Genomic DNA, 18,314 nt, shown 5'->3' on the forward strand with positions numbered 1-18,314 from the left:
ATTAACTAATCATCATATTTTTATCTTGTTCCGATAAAGTGAAACTTTAATCAGTGGGGGTTTTGTTCATCCCCCACTGATTATTAGTTGAACCAATCGGACTTTTACGGACAGTTGATCCCCCACCTAACTTCTTTGCTTCCACTGAATTTTGAGGTGGGGGTCTTACTGCCCGTTAAAGCGGGATAAAATCTCCCACTCCCATTTATCTGAAAGTGTAATAGTACTGGCGAATATTCCGGAGATGAATGTCAGGTGGCTTAAGATAACATGTTTGCTACTATATCCTAAATTTTCTTAATATAAATTTTTAAAACGCGCTTCAATTTTACCTGACGTCATTACGCCACCACCAATAGGAATAATTTGATTATCCTTTTGTAAAAGTAATGAAGGATAGCTATTAACACCAAGCTGTCGAACTTTATTGAAATCATTTTGGACATCTAATATTGTTTCTTGAGCGTTTAAACGTTCTAATACTTGTTCAGGGTCCAAACCATGCTCGATTGCAATTTTGCGATATGTTTCAGGATCACTCAGACTTTGGCCCTCATAATAAAACGCTTTTTGCATAGCCGAAGTGAATTCTAATAAACGGTCTGGCGCTAATGAGCGTAAAGCTGAAAAACCAATTGCAGCATCTTTCGAATTCATTTTAAAAGTCCCTTCCTCCACCAATTTTTGATAGGAAGGACCAAATTCAGCACCTGTAAGTTGATTAATTCTTTTATTTCCCTCTTCTATATATGAGAAGTTTTTCATTGGTAAATTATCTAAAAATAACCCTCCACATAAAACTGTTAATGGCACTTCAGTGTGGTTTTTGTAAAATCCTTTAATACTTTCTGAAAAACCATAGCACCATCCACAATATGCATCCCATACGTAAATAAGGTTATCTTGTTTCGTCTCCATTTAAATCTCCTACCTTTTTTTTATTATCCAGCTCAACTAAATTTTTGGTTTATATAAGTACATCTTTTTATACCTTGTTCTTTTTTAGATACCTTACTATATTTCCCCAAAACTAATATTTCCAAAGAAAGATCCACCAAGGTTTTTAACAAAAGATAACGTTGCACCTTATTGCCCCGTAACAGAAAATACTAAAGCTTGGAATATGCATTGATTTGAATGTGTTAGTAACTTTCTACACCGGGTGGCAACGTATGGACCACCATCCTTAATTAAATATATAAATCATATTTTTAGCAGATATTAGTTGTAACTAAATTCATTACATCTTTATGTAACTATTTTAGTTACAACTAATATAGAAGTCAATTCTTTTTTTCGAAAACATTAAATTTCTACATTATAACGAAATTCTGTGTTAACTTATAACAAAAAAAGAGGAGCCATCTCCTCTTCATAAATAAACACTATTTAATTTGTTCCTTATACTCCTTGTTAACAAGTACATACCATTTTCCTGTATCAAATTTTTCTTTATTAATCACGTAAACTTTACTTTCTCTCCTTACCTCCCCTGGTTTTAATTCCTTAGTAATAGTAGAGGTCTCGCCTTTTTCAACCGCATAACTACTAGCTGCCAACACATCACTTTGGTAAGCATTATCATTTTCATCCACTAAATCCACTGATGGTAAAACGGCTAATTTCATCGGTTCGTTTGTGATATTTTTCCCTTCTGCTTCTACAACAATAAAGACATGTCCATCTTCAGGTTTTTGGAATCCTATACTTTCTTTACCAACCTTATCTCTTTCTACAACTCTTTTTACAGTTACATCAAATTTAGGTGTATGAAAATCCTTGTTTACAGCATACTCTTTTTCTTTTATTTTTGATTTCTCTTTTGTTTGTTCTGTATTTTTCTGCTTTGTATTCTCTTTCGTTTTCGCCTCATCAGTTGTTTGCACTTTCTTTTCTTCTTGTTTAGAATTGGTTTCTTTAGATTCTGAAGAAGTTTTGTCGGATGTATTGCCGCAACCAGATAAATTAAATACTAAAGCGCCACCTAAAATACATGTAGTAAATTTTTTCAACATCTCTTTTTATCCCCCAATAACACGATATGTAAATTCCTTACTTATCATAGCAAAAAATACAATCTTAAATTGTTGCATCTTGTCGAATGATTAAGAATAATCAAGTTACTCCACGTCCTCTTTTATTATAAAGGTAAATATAACGTCTATAAAGCCTGCTATAATAGGTTTTTACACCCTTAGCGTACAATTTTTTACTTTCGGTAATGTGCCCCCCATTTGAAGGATAATTGGAATATTAAGACCAACTGATAGAGGTGTTTGCGTGGAATTATTTGAGTATTATAAAAAAAGGGGGAAGTTGAAGTGTTTAATTGGAACTGGGCTTTTTCTTTATGGATTAATTGGTATGTATAATACTTGGGGTAATATTAATTGGGGACCAGTAATCTTAATTATTATAGCTTCTCTTGTATTTTTTAGTATTGGATTTTGGCAATTAAGAAAAGAAAATTTACTAGAAAAAAATATAGTTAAAAATGATTTAACATTTTGGGATATTGATACTTATGTTTTGTTAGAATTACCCAGCAATAATAAACATTTAGGTTTATATACTCCTGATGGAAGATATGTAGCAGGAACAAAGATGATTTCTTCAACATTACCTATTTTAAAAAACAAAAAAGTTTTTGGATTGGAAGCAAGTGATGGAGAAATTCTTGCATATTTTCAAAGTGAAGTTGAAAATTATGATTGGGCTATTTATGATTCGAATTATAATTGTGTAGGTATGTTTAAAGAAAATATGATACAAGGATTTGGAATGGTACGTGGTTCTTTGATGAATGAAAAAGAGATAAAAATTTCTGAGATAGAAGTGGAATTTGATTTTTTCGAAACGTCTTTTCATACAATGGATGATCGTATATTAATAAACTGCAAGAGGGGATATATGCCTTTAGAATGGAGTGAAAGATTTGGCTTAAATGTACCGATTATTAAATTAGGTAATAATATTTCTAATACTGAAAAAATATTTGGTTTAGGTATTCTTCTTTATATTTTAGAAACAATTAAAGTAAGAAAAAGTAGGATTTTTAATGATTAGAATTAAATATTTATATTATGAAATTTATTGAATCTTTTATTAGAGATTACATCGCTGAAAGTGAAATATTGTATATTTTAGAATTACTTTACGTTCACTTCTTGAAATTGATGAGCATTTGTTATGCCAGAACCAATTGGAAATGGAAACGGCAAGCGAGTATACTCCGCTTGCCGTTTTTTCATAGCTTCGTATGTATTTGAATTCCTTTCGCTTTCTCTTCTTCACCCTTCACACGTACAATTAAATCATATGATCCGGATTTTGGCGCTTCAAAAGAAAGCAAACCTTCTTTTTGAGAAGTGACTTCTTCTTCATAAATGACCTTATCGTCTTTTGTGACTTGCAATAAAATCGTACCTTCTTCAACTGCTGCCTCATAAGGAATTTCCACATTTCCTTTTTCAGCTTTAAGCGTTTGTACATCGTAATACCCCTGCAAAGAACCAATTGTTAAAGTCGTTTCGCCATTTTTTTGAACCTTTGTGACTTTTGTTGCTGTATTACATGCGCTTAACAATACAACAAGAGTCAAAATGAGAAATGAACGAAGCAATTTCATAGAGAGTCCCCCTTCCATTAAATATATTAAAGATAAAATATACAATCTAACATATCATTACAATTATAGTTGAAAAATAAGGAAAATTATATAACAGGAAATGCAACTATAAACAATCACTGACCATTAGTCTACAATCAACCCCACACCCCAACACAAAAGAAAAAAGCACCAGGTCCCCCCTAGTGCTCTCCCTCTAAAACAAATGACAAGCCACCTCATGCCCCTTCTCAATCTCCACCATCTTCGGTACTTCCTGTGCACATTTTTCAGTGGCGAATTTGCAGCGCGTTCTGAATTTGCAGCCGGATGGTGAGTTTAGTGGGCTTGGTACTTCTCCCTCTAGGATGATCCGTTCTTTGCCTGTGTTTGTTGGATCTGGTTCTGGCATAGATGAAAGTAGTGCTTGTGTGTATGGATGTGCCGGTTTTGTGTATAGGTCTTCACTGTCGGCAATTTCTACTATGTTTCCTAAGTACATGACTCCGATTCTGTCTGATATGTGCCTTACCATAGATAGGTCATGTGCGATGAATAAGTATGTGACGCCTGTTTCTTCTTGAATGTCTTGCAGCATGTTTACGACTTGTGCTTGGACTGAGACATCGAGTGCTGAGATTGGTTCGTCACATAAGATAAAGTCTGGTTTTACAGATAGTGCCCGCGCGATGCTAATGCGCTGGCGCTGGCCTCCGCTAAATTCGTGCGGATAGCGATATAAATGTTCTTCTTTTAAACCTACCTTTTTCAGAAGGTCTAAAATGATTTCTTTTTGTTCTTCTTTTTCGTAGGAACCGTGAATGTTCATCGGTTCGCTAATAATTTGGAATACGTTCATTGCCGGGTTTAATGATGCGTATGGATCTTGGAAAATGATTTGCATTCTTTTTCGATATTCTTTTAGTTCACTTTCCTTTAAACTTGCGATATCTTTTCCGTCAAACAAAACGTTACCTGAAGTGACATCATGTAAGCGAATGATACTTCTTCCTGTCGTTGATTTTCCACAGCCAGATTCCCCTACTAACCCGAATGTTTCACCCTTTTTAATAGTGAAGCTTAAGTCATCGACTGCTTTTAATTGCTCTGTTTTTCTGCCGAATAGTCCTTTTTTAATAGGAAAATACTTTTTTAAGTTCCGAACTTCAATTAAGTTTTCTTCATGCATGTGAATCACCTACTGTCTTATCGTTTAACCAGCACATGGAACGTCTTTTGTTTCCGATTTCAAAATATGGCGGACGTTCTTTTTCACAAATGTCCATCGCATGCGGGCAACGCTCTGCGAATGGGCAACCTTGTGGCGGGTTTAATAAGTTTGGCGTTACACCTTGAATAGGAGCGAGTCTTTCTTTTACGCCGTTCGCTATTTTTGGCAAAGAGTTTAATAGCCCTTTCGTATATGGATGATTCGGCGATTGGAAAATATCAAGTACAGGTCCTTCTTCCATAATAAGCCCGCCATACATAACGATAACGCGCGTACAGTTTTGCGCGACGATTCCTAAGTCATGCGTAATAAGAAGTAACGCCATATTCGTTTCGTTCTTTAAGTTTTTCATTAAATCTAGTATTTGCGCCTGTATCGTTACATCAAGTGCAGTCGTCGGTTCGTCAGCAATAAGAAGGTCCGGATTACAAGACATCGCCATTGCGATCATAACCCGCTGCTTCATACCACCGCTTAGTTCATGCGGATATTGTTTTACCCTTTCTTCTGGCGACGAAAGGCCGACTTGTTTTAACAAGTTGATCGCAATCTGCTCTGCTTCTTTCTTTTTCACTTTTTGATGACGTATAATTACTTCCGTCATTTGTTTCCCAATTTTCACGACTGGATTTAGCGCTGACATTGGGTCTTGAGAGATAAGTGAAATTTGATTTCCTCTAATAGAACGTAATTCTTTTTCAGATTTAGAAAGTATGTTTTCATTATGAAAAAGGATTTCCCCTTCTTTCACTTTTCCTGGTGACGTAACGAGAGACATAACAGACTTCGCCATTACACTCTTTCCGCTTCCAGATTCCCCAACGATACCGACTACTTCTCCTTTATTTAAGCGAAATGTAACGCCGCGAACCGCTTCAACTTCGCCACTTTCTATGAAAAAAGAAGTCTTTAAATTTTTTACTTCTAGTAGTTTTTCAGACACGCTTCTCACTCCTTTCACTTAACACTTTAGTTTTCATGTCCGGCTCCTTTTGGTGCGAAAGCTTTCTTCAATGCTTCACCAATTACGTTAAAACTAAGTACCGTTAAAAGGATAAGGAATCCTGGGAAGAGTGTTAAATACCAAGCTTCACCAATATATCCTTGCGCATTGTTTAGCATGCTGCCCCAAGAAGAATCTGGTTCTCTAATACCTAAACCTAAGAAACTAAGTGATGATTCCATTAAAATCGATGTCGCAATCGTTAATGTCGCGGCGATAATAATGGTTGATAAAATGTTAGGAATGATATGTCTTACAATAATCATAAGTGATTTTTGTCCTGATACTTTTGCGTATAAAACGTACTCACGCTCTTTTACAGATAACGTTTCTGCCCTTACAATACGGGCGGTGTCCATCCATGTTAGTAATCCGATAATAAGAACTAGCGTCGTAATTCCTGGTTTTAAATACGCATTTAATAGTAGCATTAAAAAGAATGATGGAATTGACATCAGTACTTCAACAACTCGCATTAAAAAGTTGTCTAACTTTCCGCCAAAATATCCGCTAATTGTTCCAACTGTAGTACCGATTGTAATAGAAACAACCATCGCAAGAAAACCGACCGCAAGTGAAACTCGTCCGCCATATAACGCTCTCGTTAAGTAATCCCTTCCGTAATCATCCGTTCCGAAAGGATGACTCATACTTGGTTCTTGTAAGCGATCTGGAATCGACATTTTGCTAGGATCGTACGGCGATACGAATGCGAAAATTGATGCGACCGTTAAAATCGCAAGTATAATAACTCCCATTGCAACAAACTTATTTTTCGTAAAGCTATGTTTTATCGTTTGAAATCTCCTATTATTCATTCCAAATCACCCCCTCATTCGAATGCGCGGATCTACTACGCCATATAAAATATCAGCAATTAAGTTACCGAGAATTAACATGAATGATGATAGTAATGTAATTGCCATGATAATCGGATAATCAAATCTAAAAATAGCATTTACCCCAAGTGAACCAAGACCCGGCCATGAAAATACTGTTTCCGTAATAAACGCTCCACCTACTAAACTTGGAATCGATAATCCGAAAATTGTAATGATCGGGATTAATACATTTCGAAGTACGTGATTAAATAACACTGTTTTCTTTGAAGCGCCGTACGCATATTGAATTTGTACATATTCTTCTTCTAATTGCTGAATCGTACTTGAACGAATATATCTCATATAAACAGATACGCTTTGGAACGCAAGCACCATGCAAGGTAAAATGCCGTGTTGCACAATATCCCAGACAGAGTCTTTACCTACGGTGCGCATACCCATACTCGGAAGTAGGTTCAATTTTAAGGAGAATAAGTAGACTAATAGTAGTGCAAACCAGAAAACCGGCATAGAAATACCAACGTATGAAATAAAGTTTACAATGCGGTCAAAGAATGAATTCTTTTTCACACCTGTAAATAGTCCAAGTGGTATTGCGATTACGAATGAGACGAGTAAAGATGATCCCATTAATCCAATTGTTGCGGGTAATCTTTCTGCGATAAGATCTAAAACAGGACGATGATTTTGAAGTGAGTAACCAAAGTTCCCTGTTAAAATGTTTTTTAACCATAAAAAATACTGCACGTAAATTGGTTGATCTAGTCCTAAACTTTTGCGAATACGCTCCACATCAATTGGACTCATATTTGGCGTTACAAAGTTTCGAACAGGATCGCCCGGCGCTAGCTTTATTAATAAAAAAGAAATAATAGAAATAACAAATAAAAGCGGAATTGCATTTAAAAGCCTCTTCGCAATTACTTTATACACAAACTTCCCCCCTCAAGCTAAAGAAGCTGATTTCCACCAGCTTCTTTATTGTTTCTTATTTCACTTCATAAATCTTAGATAGATCTTCAAACATTGTGACAGGAATTGCTTTCGCTTCTTTTAATCCATCAAACTTTTTATCTACTGCAATAACTGCTTTCGGATATGCAATTGGTAGATAAGGTACGTCTTCTCTAGCTGTCTCTTGAATTTTATGGTATAGCTCTGCACGTTTTGTTTTATCTGTTTCAACTGCAGCTTCTTCCCATAACTTATCGAAATCAGCGTTTTTATATCGTGCATAATTGTATTCAGCATTGCTTAAGAATAAGCTCTTATATGAATCTGGCTCAGGTCCCATTATGTAACCACCAAATGTAATGTCATATTCTTTATTCTCTTTATCTAAGCCTTTTTCACTTGCCGCACTAGCATCTAATGCATTTAGTTCAACTTCTAAACCAACTTCTTTTAATTTTTGTTGTGTATATAACGCTAAGCTTTCCATGATTTTATTATTCGTTACATACATCACACGTACTTTTTCTTTATCTTTCACGCCAGCTTTTGCTAATAAATCTTTCGCTTCTTTTTTATCATACTTATAGTCTTTAATATCTTTCGCATAATACATAGCGTCTGGCGTTAAGATTGAATTTGCTGGTTCTGCAAATTCACCTGAAACGAATGCTGAGTTAATCATTTCTTTTTTATCTAACGCATGCGCAATTGCTTGGCGCACTTCTTTTTTCTTCATCAAATCTGTATTCATGTTATAAGATAAGTAGAATAGTCTACCTTCAGGGAATGTCACCATTGAGAAGTTCCCAGTGCTATCTAATTTCTTAAAGTCTTGCGGCTCAATCATCTTCATGTTAATTTGACCATTTTGCAGTGAAACATTTGCTGTATTACGGTCTTTTACAACGCGGTATACGATAGAGTCTAATTTAGCTTTACCACCTACATAATCATCAAATCGATCTAATGCAACGTACTCATCTGATTTATACTCTTTAAACTTAAACGGTCCTGATCCTACAGGCTGTAAGTTTTTCTTACTCTTCGCTAAATCTGCTTCCCCTTCAAATACATGTTTCGGAATTGGGAAGAAATCATTCATCACACCTTCGAAAGATGCGCTTACTTGTGGTAAAACGAATTGAGTTGTTAACTCATCTACCTTTTTCACCTCAAGCGGCTTTCCTTTAAAAATAAAGTTTTCACGACTTGAGCTATTTTGCTTCTCATCCAAAATAGATTGGAATGTAAATGCTATATCGTCTGATGTAATTTTCTTACCATCATGCCATTTTAAATTATCTTTTAGTTTCAATGTCCACGTTAATTGATCTTCTGAAAGCGTAAAGCTCTCAGCAAGAACAAACTTTTTCTTACCGTCTTCCATATGATATAGCGGCGCATATAAAGCTTGCTGCACAGTTAATGACACACGATCATTCGCATAAAGCGGATTCATCGTATCTGGATTATCGCTAACACCAATCGTTAACGTTCCTCCATCTTTCGGAGTCCCTGATTTACTAGTGCCCGCTTGCTTCGAAGAATCTTTTTCCCCAGAACAAGCCGCTAATGCAATAATTAGTATTAGAACAAATGGTAATGCAAATAACTTCTGTTTCATCTTTCGGCCCCCTCGAACTGTTTATACCCATAAGAAAACTCGGAATTAATCCCGAGTTTTCTTATAAGTTTTAAATTACCACTACCTGTATGTAAAGTCAAACTTTTTTGTAAATGTGGAAAGTTTGCAATCTACTAATGCATTCTTGCCATAAAATATATTTATAAGGATGATAAAATAAAAAGACCACCAAAAGGCAGTCTCAAAACTCAATCTTACTCCCTACTCCTTGCTCCACCGCTCTCTCATACAAATACTTCGCAACGATAATATCTACTACCGCCAAACCAACTGATTTGAAAATAGTAATCTCTTCATCATTTTCGCGTCCAGCTTTTTCTTTGCTTATAATTTGACCAAGTTCAGCGTGAATGGCGTTTGCTTTGAATAGCCCTTCTTTTATTGGAACTTGAAGGTCTCCTGTTTCGTCTAGTGCTGCTTCTTTTGATTCGACTACTACTTTGTTTGCGCTTGTGATGGCGTGAGATGGTAGTTCTTGCATGCTCGGTCTGAATGAGCCGACGGCGTTTACGTGGACGCCTTTTTGTAGTGTTTCTGAGAAGACTGGTGTGGATGCGTTCGTAGTTGTAACGATGATGTCTGCTTCGCTTATTGCTTCATTTGGATCTCTATAAACGTATGCTGGTTTACCTAATTTCTCTTGTATATATTGCGCAAATGCATACGCTTTTTCTTCTGTTCGATTGTATAAAATGACCTTTTCGATATCTCTAACTGCAAATATTGCTTCGGCAATCCCCTTTGCTTGTTCACCCGTGCCGATAATGCATAAAGTTTTTGCGTTATGACGAGCTAAATATTTTGTCGCTACTCCTGATAAGGCACCTGTTCGAATCATCGTTAAGTACGATCCTTCTAAAAGTGCGAGTGGTTCTCCCGTTTGAAAGTCTGATAGCATCACAATCCCATTGATTGTTTTCTTTCCTATCTGTTTATTTTGCGGGACTACCGTTACTATTTTTACTCCAAGTGCCTCAAGCCTTTCCGCTACTGAAGGCATAATTAATGCCGTATTTTTCTCGTTCGCAAATGGTAATGACCCCCTTATTGGTGTAATCGTTCTTTCTGCGGAAAATTCTTTTAAAGCAAGCGCCGCGTATTCAATAACTTCATTCATATTTACTAAGTTTCTTTGTTCGTTCGCGCTTATGACTAGCATATTTGTTCACCTCCTCCTCTTATCCCGTATTAACGGGCAGTAAGACTCCCATCTAAAAATTCGGTTGGACAAAGAAGTTACACGGGAGATCAACTGCCCGTAAAAACCCGATTGGTTCAACTAATAATCAGTGGGGAACCCCTCCACTGATTAAAGTTTCACTTTATCCTAACAAAAATCCTCGGTTCAAATCATCTCTCGGATCTACAACGAACTGATGAAACCCTGTAATAAATGCATGCCCCGTTACTTTCGGAACGACAGCTTTATATGTATCTACTAGGGTTACCGACAATACTTCTCCCTCGAATTTCCCATCAGTAATGCATTCGTGGACGAACATTTCTCCCTTTTGTAAGGCATCTTTTTCAAAAAGAGTTGCGATTCTCGCTGAAGTTCCTGTACCGCAAGGAGAACGGTCTACTTGCCCATCAGCAAAAATCGTCACATTTCGTAGCGTAGCGCCTTTTTCTTTCGGTTCATCTGAAAATATAACGCCGTATATTCCTTTCAAACCTTCTTCAAGTGGATGTTTCACTTCCATTTTACTCTCTATATAATGTTTAATTTTATTGCCCCACGTTTGAATAGCAGGCAAGTCTTTAAAATCAACTTTCAAACCAAATTCTTTACAATCTACAACAGCGTAAAATGCTCCTCCAAACGCAATATCTACTTGAAATTCATATTTATCTATTTTAATAGGAACGTCTTTTTTGTATACAAATGAAGGAACATTTTCAAATGATACAGATTCTACTTCACTCCCGTTATATTTTGCATACGCAACAACTTCTCCGGCCGGGCTATCAATAATGAACTTTTGTTTTTCACCCTTTACTTCAAACATGCCTGTTTCAATTCCAACTGTAATGACAGCAATAATGCCATGACCACACATCGTACTCCATCCTTCATTGTGCATAAATAACACGCCAAAATCAGCATGAGCACTTGCTGGCGGTGTAATGATACAACCGTACATTCCGTGATGCCCTCTCGGTTCATACATCAGAACTTCACGAAGGTAATCCAAATGTTCCATACAGTATGCGCGTCTTTCCAACTGCGTTTCCCCTTTTATTTCTGGCACTCCGCCCGTAATAATTCGAAGCGGTTCCCCAGCTACGTGTGCATCAATCGTTGTATATATTTTACTAACCTTCATTTCTATCTCTCCCCTATACGTTGATACTATTTCCAACGCAAGTATCATGCCAAATCGTATAGCATTCCTTTTTTCAAATCCCCTGGACAATGTGTATTCTTTTTTCAACAAATTCATATACAACTGTCTACTTTTTTATACACGGCTTGGACGTTACGCTATAAAACACCTCGATAACTTTGCAATTTCACTGGTACACACATGTAGGATTCCTTTTATCATTATTATTTTCAATGTAAAGTTACTTCGCTCCCAAACATATACTGTTCAAAAGCAAAAAGGAAGTGATCCAATGTACTACGGAACAAAAGGCTGGTACGTAGCTGAACTAAAAAAATTAGGCGTACGCTATCATGAAGGACGAAAACTAGAAAGTTACCGCGGGCACATATTACGCAATTTATTAATTGCACAACAAGAGAAATTAAAAGAACAGTAATAGATTCTCCTATCACAATATCAACTTATCGCCGCCTACAAACTGCCAATCAATCACACATTAAACTACACTAAAAAGGTCACCCAAACGGGTGACCTTCCTTTCTTATTCACAAACAAGAATTTGTCTAGTAAATGACCCTTTTCTTGTAATACAGCGATCTGTAATTTCAAATCCTGCTTCATGGATCATGTCATCCATTGTCTCCATCGTTACAACGACTACCTTTTTAGCAATGCGGCGCGCACTTGAAAGAATGGAGAGCTGGTCTTCTGGTGTGGCATGCGTAAATAAGTCATACGGCATATCGATAATTGCAACGTCGTAGTTCTCAGTAATTTCTTCAATTGGTCCTTTTGTTACTGTTCCTTCAAATCCAAAATGTGCGATGTTTTTTCTCGTTCCAAGAACTACAAGTGGATTTATATCTCTACCAACGATATTAATCCCCATAGAAAGTGCTTCTACTACTACTGTTCCAATACCGCAGCACGGGTCAATTGCTCGTACTCCCTCTGGATTTGGTACAGCGATATTTGCAACTGATCTCGCAACACGTGTGCTAAGTGATGTCGAATAGCTATGCGGTTTTTTTATGTGATGATACCAAACTGGTTCGCTTTCTACATAGTGCCCGAAGTACCAGCGTCCTTCAAGAGGAACAATCCCGAATACACGCTCTGGATTACGAACATCCGCTTCTCCTTCAATATGCATGCCAAGGTCTCGTTCAATAAGACGCCTTTCTCCATATTCAATTTTATTTTCTCCAACGAGGTCATTGATTTTAACGAAGATAACTTTAAATGTCGCTCCCGCCAAATCAATTTGTTCCACTTGTTTTAAAATGCTTTCTAAGTCGTCCCCTTCATACATAACCTCAACGCGCTCTTTCATAAACGCACTTCTACTCGGGTCAATCTTGACATCACTTTTTAAAATATTAACGTGGGACTCCATTCCAAAGAACGAGCGCATTTCCAAGTAACATAAAGCACGCTCCTCCTCACGAAATGCATACGTATATATACAGGCAGGTGTTTTACTATGATTATTCAATCTATTATCATCCTCTATCGTTTAAAATTGTTATGATTACAATTACTCAAATACTTTTCTTTTGTATATAAAATTAAATGATATCATATGCCGGAAATAAAGAGAAACGTTAATAAATAAAAGAGACTGCCAATGGCAATCTCTTATTATTTATTAACGGAAAGAAGACACGTTGTTACCCATTTCTTCATAGTAATCTAAAATACCTTGATAAATAGCTTCCGCTGCACGTTGTCTTTGCGCTGGTGTAGCTATTTTATCTGCATCACTTTTATTATCTACAAATGCTAATTCTGCTAATACAGCTGGCATTGTATTTTCTCTAATTACGTATAAATCGCCTTTTTTCACACCACGATCTTTTGTTCCCAGTGCATCTACAAGACGCTCTTGAATTTTTTCTGCTAGTAAACGACTTTCTGATACGTTAGGATTTGTTCCTCTTGCTGTCGCTGATTCATAGTAGAACGTTTCTGTACCTTGTCCATTTTTCTCTTCCGTGCCATTACCATGAATACTTACAAAAATATCCCCATTATTTTTTTGAGCAAATTCTACACGTTTCTTTAAAGAATCAGAAGCACTTGTTCCTGGACGTGTATCATCTGTACGAGTGAATAACACAGTAAATGGTGTCTTTTTCTCAAATATCTTCTGTAATCGTAGTGATACATCTAATACAGTTTCACTTTCTTTCTCATAATAACCTGGATTACCTGAATCAACTCCGCCATGACCTGGATCAATGATAATAGCTTTTCCTTCTAAGAAGTTACCTTGCTTCACTGGATTTAATTGATTTTTATTAACCCATTGGAAACCAGCGCCCATGCGGATACGAATCCAGCTGCCGTTCTCTTCAATAACAGTTACTTGTTGTGCGTTATGTGTTCCCATTACTTTTGAAGAAGAAGAAGCTTCTGCATAAGTAGTGAATCCTTCATTAATAACTTCTGTTTTCTCTACTAAAGGTGTCCATTTATCACCTTTACTTGTTGCAATTTTGATCCATCCATCTCGTTCTTCTTTAATTTCAACCATTTGTGGATTATGCTGATTTGCACTAATCCCAGAACTTAATGATGGTGCGTGATATGTAATGAATTTTCTATCTATGTACATTTTCTTTGTTTCTACTGGACGATCACTATTCTTGCTAAATTTATCTGTTTGCGCAGTAAGCTGAGCTGCTTGTTCACGCGTAATAGAATCATTCGGTTTCCAGCCATTCTCTGTACCTAAAGAAAGTTTTAATTCTACTAAAATATTAACTTCTTCTTTACCCCAATGATTCTCTAAATCAGCGAATTTTGTAGGAACTGGTCCTGTTACTTTGCTCTTCAGATTATATGCTCTTACAAGCATAGCTGCCATTTCAGCACGAGTTACTTTTCCTTCAGGATCAAATACTCCTGGTTCTCGCCCTTTAATAATATTCTCTTTTTCCATGGCTGCAATAAATGAAGCTGCCCAACTATTTTTTGCATCATTATAAGACGGCTTTGCATTTGGATCTACTTTAGCCCCAATTGCTGTTGCGATAATCTTTGCTGCCTGGGCACGTGTTAAATTTCCGTATGGCATAAAGTTACCATCTGGCATACCGTTAATTACATTTCTCTCTACTAAATAATAAATTGCGTCTTTCGACCACGCACTATCTGAAACATCAGGAAATTTCTTCGTTTCTGCTAAACTACTAATTGGATGTGCTAGTAAATTTGCTGCTAATAAACCTGCGGCTATTGCTTTGTACTTCATGAAAAATAAATCTCCTCTCAAAACTTCATATTCATACAATTTTTTTAATCAAGCTAACTAAAACATATTAACTATTAATTAATTCCTTTCATAGTGTATAACATTATATATCTATAGTAAACACGTTTCCGGCCGTATAACAAAAATCGCATATATATAACTTATAATGAATGTATATAAAATAAAACTTTAATCAGCCCACAAATAGCGGGCTAAAAAAGCGATTAGAACATGTCTCCTAATCGCTTCGCCAAATAAAAAGCTGATTAAAAATAATATTTTTAATCAGCTCTCTATTATCTATGAAATTATTCTTCAATTAAATTAGACATTACATATGCATACACTAATGATTCTGTATGCGCAATAGAACTTTCATGTGTACGTTCAAATGCGTGAGAAGAATCAATACCCGCTCCAATTAACGCATGTTTCACGTCAAATCCCGCACGAATCGCAGCTGATGCATCAGATCCGTAGTACGGATAAATATCTACTTTATATTCAATATGATTCGTTTTCGCAAGCTCTACTAAATGTTTACGTAAAGCGTAATGGTACGGGCCGCTAGAGTCTTTTGCACAAATAGATACTGTATATTCATCAGATGTTTGTCCATCACCTAACGCTCCCATATCAACTGCTAAGTATTCAACAGTTTCTTCTGGAATATTAGAATTACCACCGTATCCAATCTCTTCATTATTAGAAATTAAGAAATGCGTCGTATATGGTAATGTTACGTTTTCATCTTGTAATCTTTTAATTAATTTTAATAAAATCGCAACACTTACTTTGTCATCTAAATGACGTGATTTTATGTATCCACTCTCTGTAATTTGAACGCGCGGATCAAATGAAACGAAGTCTCCTACTTCAATTCCTAATTCGCGTACTTCATCAGCTGAAAATACGCGCTCATCAATACGAACTTCAATATTTTTCTCATCGCGTTTTGCTTCACCTGCATCTTTATATACATGTACAGATGTTTGATGCATTAAAATCGTTCCTGTATACGTCTTGCCACTTGATGTTTCAATTTCGCAATATTCTCCTTCTACAGAGTTCCAGCGAAATCCACCAATCATAGAAAGACTCAGGCGACCATCAGGCTTAATTTCTTTCACCATCGCACCTAACGTATCAACGTGTGCCGTTAATAAGCGGTGCTGCGCATCATTCTTCCCTTTTACCGTTAAAATAAGAGCGCCTTTATTGTTACGTTTCGTTTCTACATTCCACTCACTGACATAGTTTTCAATAAAATCAATAATTTTTGCTGTATTTCCAGACGGACTCGGAATAGAGACAAGCTCCTTAATAAGTTCCATCGTTTCTCTCGCATGATGTGCCATTGTCGTTTCCTCCTCATTTTCTCTACTATTCAGTATACAAAATTCACCAGAAAACCTCTACTTATATAGCTTAATTTTCTAAATTGTAGTAAAATTCTTTTTAGTATACAAAAGGAGTCCTGAAATATGAATATATCAAAAAAATATATACACATTGCACTCATTTGGTTTTTAGCATCATTATTTTGTTTACAAGTTTCTTATGCCGTTCATACTACTACTTCTATTACAATCGGCTGGATATTAACAGCTATTTTCTTCATTATTAGCTTCATTGCAACAAAAAAGCATAGCGTTACTCATTAACGCTATGCTTTTCCTATTAAACTATTCTTCCGAGACATCTAATAAATAAATCCCTCTTTCAAATCCACCGCGCTCTACTTCTTTTTTCTTACGAAGGCGTTCCACATCTTCAATTGATGCACCTTCCGCACGTGCTAATGAAATGATTACTTCTAGTGCATCCGCAAGAGAATCTAGCGCATGTTCGCGTTCTTTCATAGAAGCAAATTCACGAATTTCTTCCGTTCCAATTTTCGCTAAAGCTTGTATGTATGCTTGACCTGTTAATTTTTGTGCGGTATACGTTTTTCCAGACATTAAAATCTTCTCTGGAACACGATCTCTTACTAACTTGTTATATGCTGACATCATTCATCCTCCTATATTTAATAACACCCGAGCTCTGCTTTATAGAAAAACCATTTTTTCTTCACGCATGCACTTAACATATCAATTCCTGATTCATGTGCTCTTACATGCGGAAAGAAATAGTGCTCTGAGTTTTCTTCCTTACCATATAGAGTTTGGTACTCATCTGGAATCGCTTCTTTTTTCACATCTTTTTCTTTCGTCACCCCACCAGAAAACGCAACACTTGGATGTCCCTCAAAAAATAACGCAGTCCGAACTGCCAAAGATGGTGTACTATGCAAAGCAGAATATGTAAGCAAAATAATAGTGATAACACCGATCATTCTCTTCATGTATTACTCCTTAAAAAAAAGTGCTAACACAATTATACTAAAATGTGTTAGCACTTTCTCCCCTTTATCCCGAATTAACGAGCTACTCATGAGGAATGGACAAACTTTATTCCCCTTTAAATGCTGGTAAACGTTTCTCTAAAAACGCAGCAATTCCTTCTTTATGATCCGCTGTTTGTCTCATTGCATATTGACCACGCTTTTCTAATTGCAATGTTTGCTCTAAATTAGAGCGATTTACTTCACATAAAATTTGCTTCGTTTGAATCATTGCTTTAATCGGTTTTTGTGACCATTCATTAATTTTTTGCTTCACAGCCGTTTGGAAATCTTCGCCGATTACTTCATCAATTAAGCCGATATCAAGCGCTTCTGTCGCTGATAATTTCTTACCTTCCCAAATAATTTGCTTCGTCATATTTTCACCGACGCGCTTTTGAAGGAAGAAATGACCGCCTCCATCTGGAATTAAAGCGATTCCAATAAAGTTCATTGCAATAACAGATGATATATCCGCCATTACATAATCAGCTGTTAACGCAATACTTAATCCAAGACCTGCAGTTGGTCCATGAATTGCACTAATAACAAGCTTCGGCATCGTATATAATGTCACGACAACTTCAGAAATGGTATTCATAATACCATCGAACTTACTTTCATCATTACTTGAAAGCATCGATTTAATATCCCCACCCGCAGAAAAACCACGGCCGTTCCCGCATAACACAACGATATGCACAGAACTTTCCGCTACTTCTTTCAACTTTTGTAATAACTCTTTTAATGTCGGCTCATCTAACGCATTTAACACCTCTGGACGATTGACCATAACCGTTGCAACGTGGCCTTCATATTTCACAACGACAGATTCTGTTTTACTTGTTATTTCCATTATATATACCCCTCTTTTCTCCATAAAGATTATACTTATATAATTATAGAAAACCACTGAAAAATCCTTCTTTTTTCTTAATTTTCTGTCTAATAATCTCGCAATTTGTACATATATCGTATAAAACATACAATTCCGTTGAAAAATATAGAAATTAAAGTCGGTTTATCCATGCTTTTCATCTATTTACCATTACAATGAAAT

General features: G+C 36.2%; 19 protein-coding genes. 3 read left to right on the forward strand and 16 right to left on the reverse strand.

Annotation, left to right across the window (positions count from 1 at the left end):
* Positions 1-297 precede the first annotated feature (297 nt).
* Positions 298-918 (reverse strand): DsbA family protein, encoded by a 621-nt coding sequence (locus N2V92_RS02855; protein WP_000448625.1) that lies wholly within the window; start codon positions 916-918, stop codon positions 298-300.
* Between the two features lie 467 nt (positions 919-1,385).
* Entirely contained in the window at positions 1,386-2,015 is a 630-nt protein-coding gene (locus N2V92_RS02860) for a hypothetical protein (protein WP_000913403.1), read from the reverse strand.
* Between the two features lie 265 nt (positions 2,016-2,280).
* On the opposite strand from N2V92_RS02860, the gene N2V92_RS02865 reads away from it, so the two are divergent.
* A complete protein-coding gene (locus N2V92_RS02865; protein WP_016078043.1) occupies positions 2,281-3,066 on the forward strand; it encodes a hypothetical protein in 786 nt (261 codons plus the stop codon).
* 181 nt (positions 3,067-3,247) lie between these two features.
* Here N2V92_RS02865 and N2V92_RS02870 read toward each other — a convergent pair whose 3' ends face one another.
* From N2V92_RS02870 to N2V92_RS02905, 8 genes are all read right to left on the reverse strand, one after another.
* On the reverse strand, positions 3,248-3,628 hold the full coding sequence (locus N2V92_RS02870; RefSeq protein ID WP_000771857.1) for a BA_1872 family lipoprotein: 381 nt from the start codon (positions 3,626-3,628) through the stop codon (positions 3,248-3,250).
* 196 nt (positions 3,629-3,824) lie between these two features.
* Complete coding sequence (locus N2V92_RS02875; RefSeq protein ID WP_000544137.1) at positions 3,825-4,796, reverse strand: ABC transporter ATP-binding protein; 972 nt, start codon at positions 4,794-4,796, stop codon at positions 3,825-3,827.
* Positions 4,789-5,781: an ABC transporter ATP-binding protein gene (locus N2V92_RS02880; protein ID WP_001291161.1), complete on the reverse strand. Its 993-nt coding sequence runs from the start codon at positions 5,779-5,781 to the stop codon at positions 4,789-4,791. The genes N2V92_RS02875 and N2V92_RS02880 overlap by 8 nt, the downstream gene beginning before the upstream one ends.
* Positions 5,782-5,807: 26 nt before the next feature.
* Entirely contained in the window at positions 5,808-6,659 is an 852-nt protein-coding gene (locus N2V92_RS02885; protein ID WP_016078044.1) for an ABC transporter permease, read from the reverse strand.
* Between the two features lie 6 nt (positions 6,660-6,665).
* The gene (locus N2V92_RS02890; RefSeq protein WP_016078045.1) at positions 6,666-7,616 is read right to left on the reverse strand and encodes an ABC transporter permease; all 951 of its coding nucleotides are present in this window, start codon (positions 7,614-7,616) and stop codon (positions 6,666-6,668) included.
* A 55-nt stretch (positions 7,617-7,671) separates the two neighbouring features.
* Positions 7,672-9,261 carry an ABC transporter substrate-binding protein gene (locus tag N2V92_RS02895; RefSeq protein ID WP_016078046.1) on the reverse strand — a complete coding sequence of 530 codons (1,590 nt, stop codon included), beginning with the start codon at positions 9,259-9,261 and terminating at the stop codon, positions 7,672-7,674.
* A gap of 202 nt (positions 9,262-9,463) precedes the next feature.
* Positions 9,464-10,441 (reverse strand): ornithine cyclodeaminase family protein, encoded by a 978-nt coding sequence (locus tag N2V92_RS02900; RefSeq protein ID WP_016078047.1) that lies wholly within the window; start codon positions 10,439-10,441, stop codon positions 9,464-9,466.
* Between the two features lie 163 nt (positions 10,442-10,604).
* Positions 10,605-11,609, reverse strand: coding sequence for a proline racemase family protein (locus tag N2V92_RS02905; RefSeq protein ID WP_016078048.1), 1,005 nt, complete (start codon positions 11,607-11,609; stop codon positions 10,605-10,607).
* Between the two features lie 208 nt (positions 11,610-11,817).
* On the opposite strand from N2V92_RS02905, the gene N2V92_RS02910 reads away from it, so the two are divergent.
* The gene (locus tag N2V92_RS02910) at positions 11,818-12,048 is read left to right on the forward strand and encodes a YflJ family protein (RefSeq protein ID WP_074790672.1); all 231 of its coding nucleotides are present in this window, start codon (positions 11,818-11,820) and stop codon (positions 12,046-12,048) included.
* A 105-nt stretch (positions 12,049-12,153) separates the two neighbouring features.
* Here N2V92_RS02910 and N2V92_RS02915 read toward each other — a convergent pair whose 3' ends face one another.
* The 3 genes from N2V92_RS02915 to N2V92_RS02925 all read right to left on the reverse strand — a co-directional run bounded on the left by N2V92_RS02915 (position 12,154) and on the right by N2V92_RS02925 (position 16,226).
* On the reverse strand, positions 12,154-13,107 hold the full coding sequence (locus N2V92_RS02915; RefSeq protein WP_016078049.1) for a TRM11 family SAM-dependent methyltransferase: 954 nt from the start codon (positions 13,105-13,107) through the stop codon (positions 12,154-12,156).
* Between the two features lie 153 nt (positions 13,108-13,260).
* Entirely contained in the window at positions 13,261-14,868 is a 1,608-nt protein-coding gene (locus N2V92_RS02920; RefSeq protein WP_016078050.1) for an N-acetylmuramoyl-L-alanine amidase, read from the reverse strand.
* Positions 14,869-15,176: 308 nt separating this feature from the next.
* Complete coding sequence (locus N2V92_RS02925) at positions 15,177-16,226, reverse strand: M42 family metallopeptidase (protein ID WP_000930044.1); 1,050 nt, start codon at positions 16,224-16,226, stop codon at positions 15,177-15,179.
* 126 nt (positions 16,227-16,352) lie between these two features.
* On the opposite strand from N2V92_RS02925, the gene N2V92_RS02930 reads away from it, so the two are divergent.
* Positions 16,353-16,532 carry a hypothetical protein gene (locus N2V92_RS02930; protein WP_001027087.1) on the forward strand — a complete coding sequence of 60 codons (180 nt, stop codon included), beginning with the start codon at positions 16,353-16,355 and terminating at the stop codon, positions 16,530-16,532.
* Positions 16,533-16,553: 21 nt separating this feature from the next.
* On the opposite strand, the gene N2V92_RS02935 is transcribed toward N2V92_RS02930, so the two are convergent.
* From N2V92_RS02935 to N2V92_RS02945, 3 genes are all read right to left on the reverse strand, one after another.
* Complete coding sequence (locus N2V92_RS02935; protein WP_001277348.1) at positions 16,554-16,880, reverse strand: nucleoside triphosphate pyrophosphohydrolase; 327 nt, start codon at positions 16,878-16,880, stop codon at positions 16,554-16,556.
* 17 nt (positions 16,881-16,897) lie between these two features.
* Positions 16,898-17,215, reverse strand: coding sequence for a hypothetical protein (locus N2V92_RS02940; RefSeq protein ID WP_000827125.1), 318 nt, complete (start codon positions 17,213-17,215; stop codon positions 16,898-16,900).
* Positions 17,216-17,321: 106 nt separating this feature from the next.
* Positions 17,322-18,134 (reverse strand): enoyl-CoA hydratase, encoded by an 813-nt coding sequence (locus N2V92_RS02945; RefSeq protein WP_003276890.1) that lies wholly within the window; start codon positions 18,132-18,134, stop codon positions 17,322-17,324.
* Between the last annotated feature and the right edge of the window lie 180 nt (positions 18,135-18,314).

This window comes from Bacillus sp. CH_48 (assembly GCF_038008465.1).
Lineage (GTDB): Bacteria > Bacillota > Bacilli > Bacillales > Bacillaceae_G > Bacillus_A > Bacillus_A thuringiensis_S.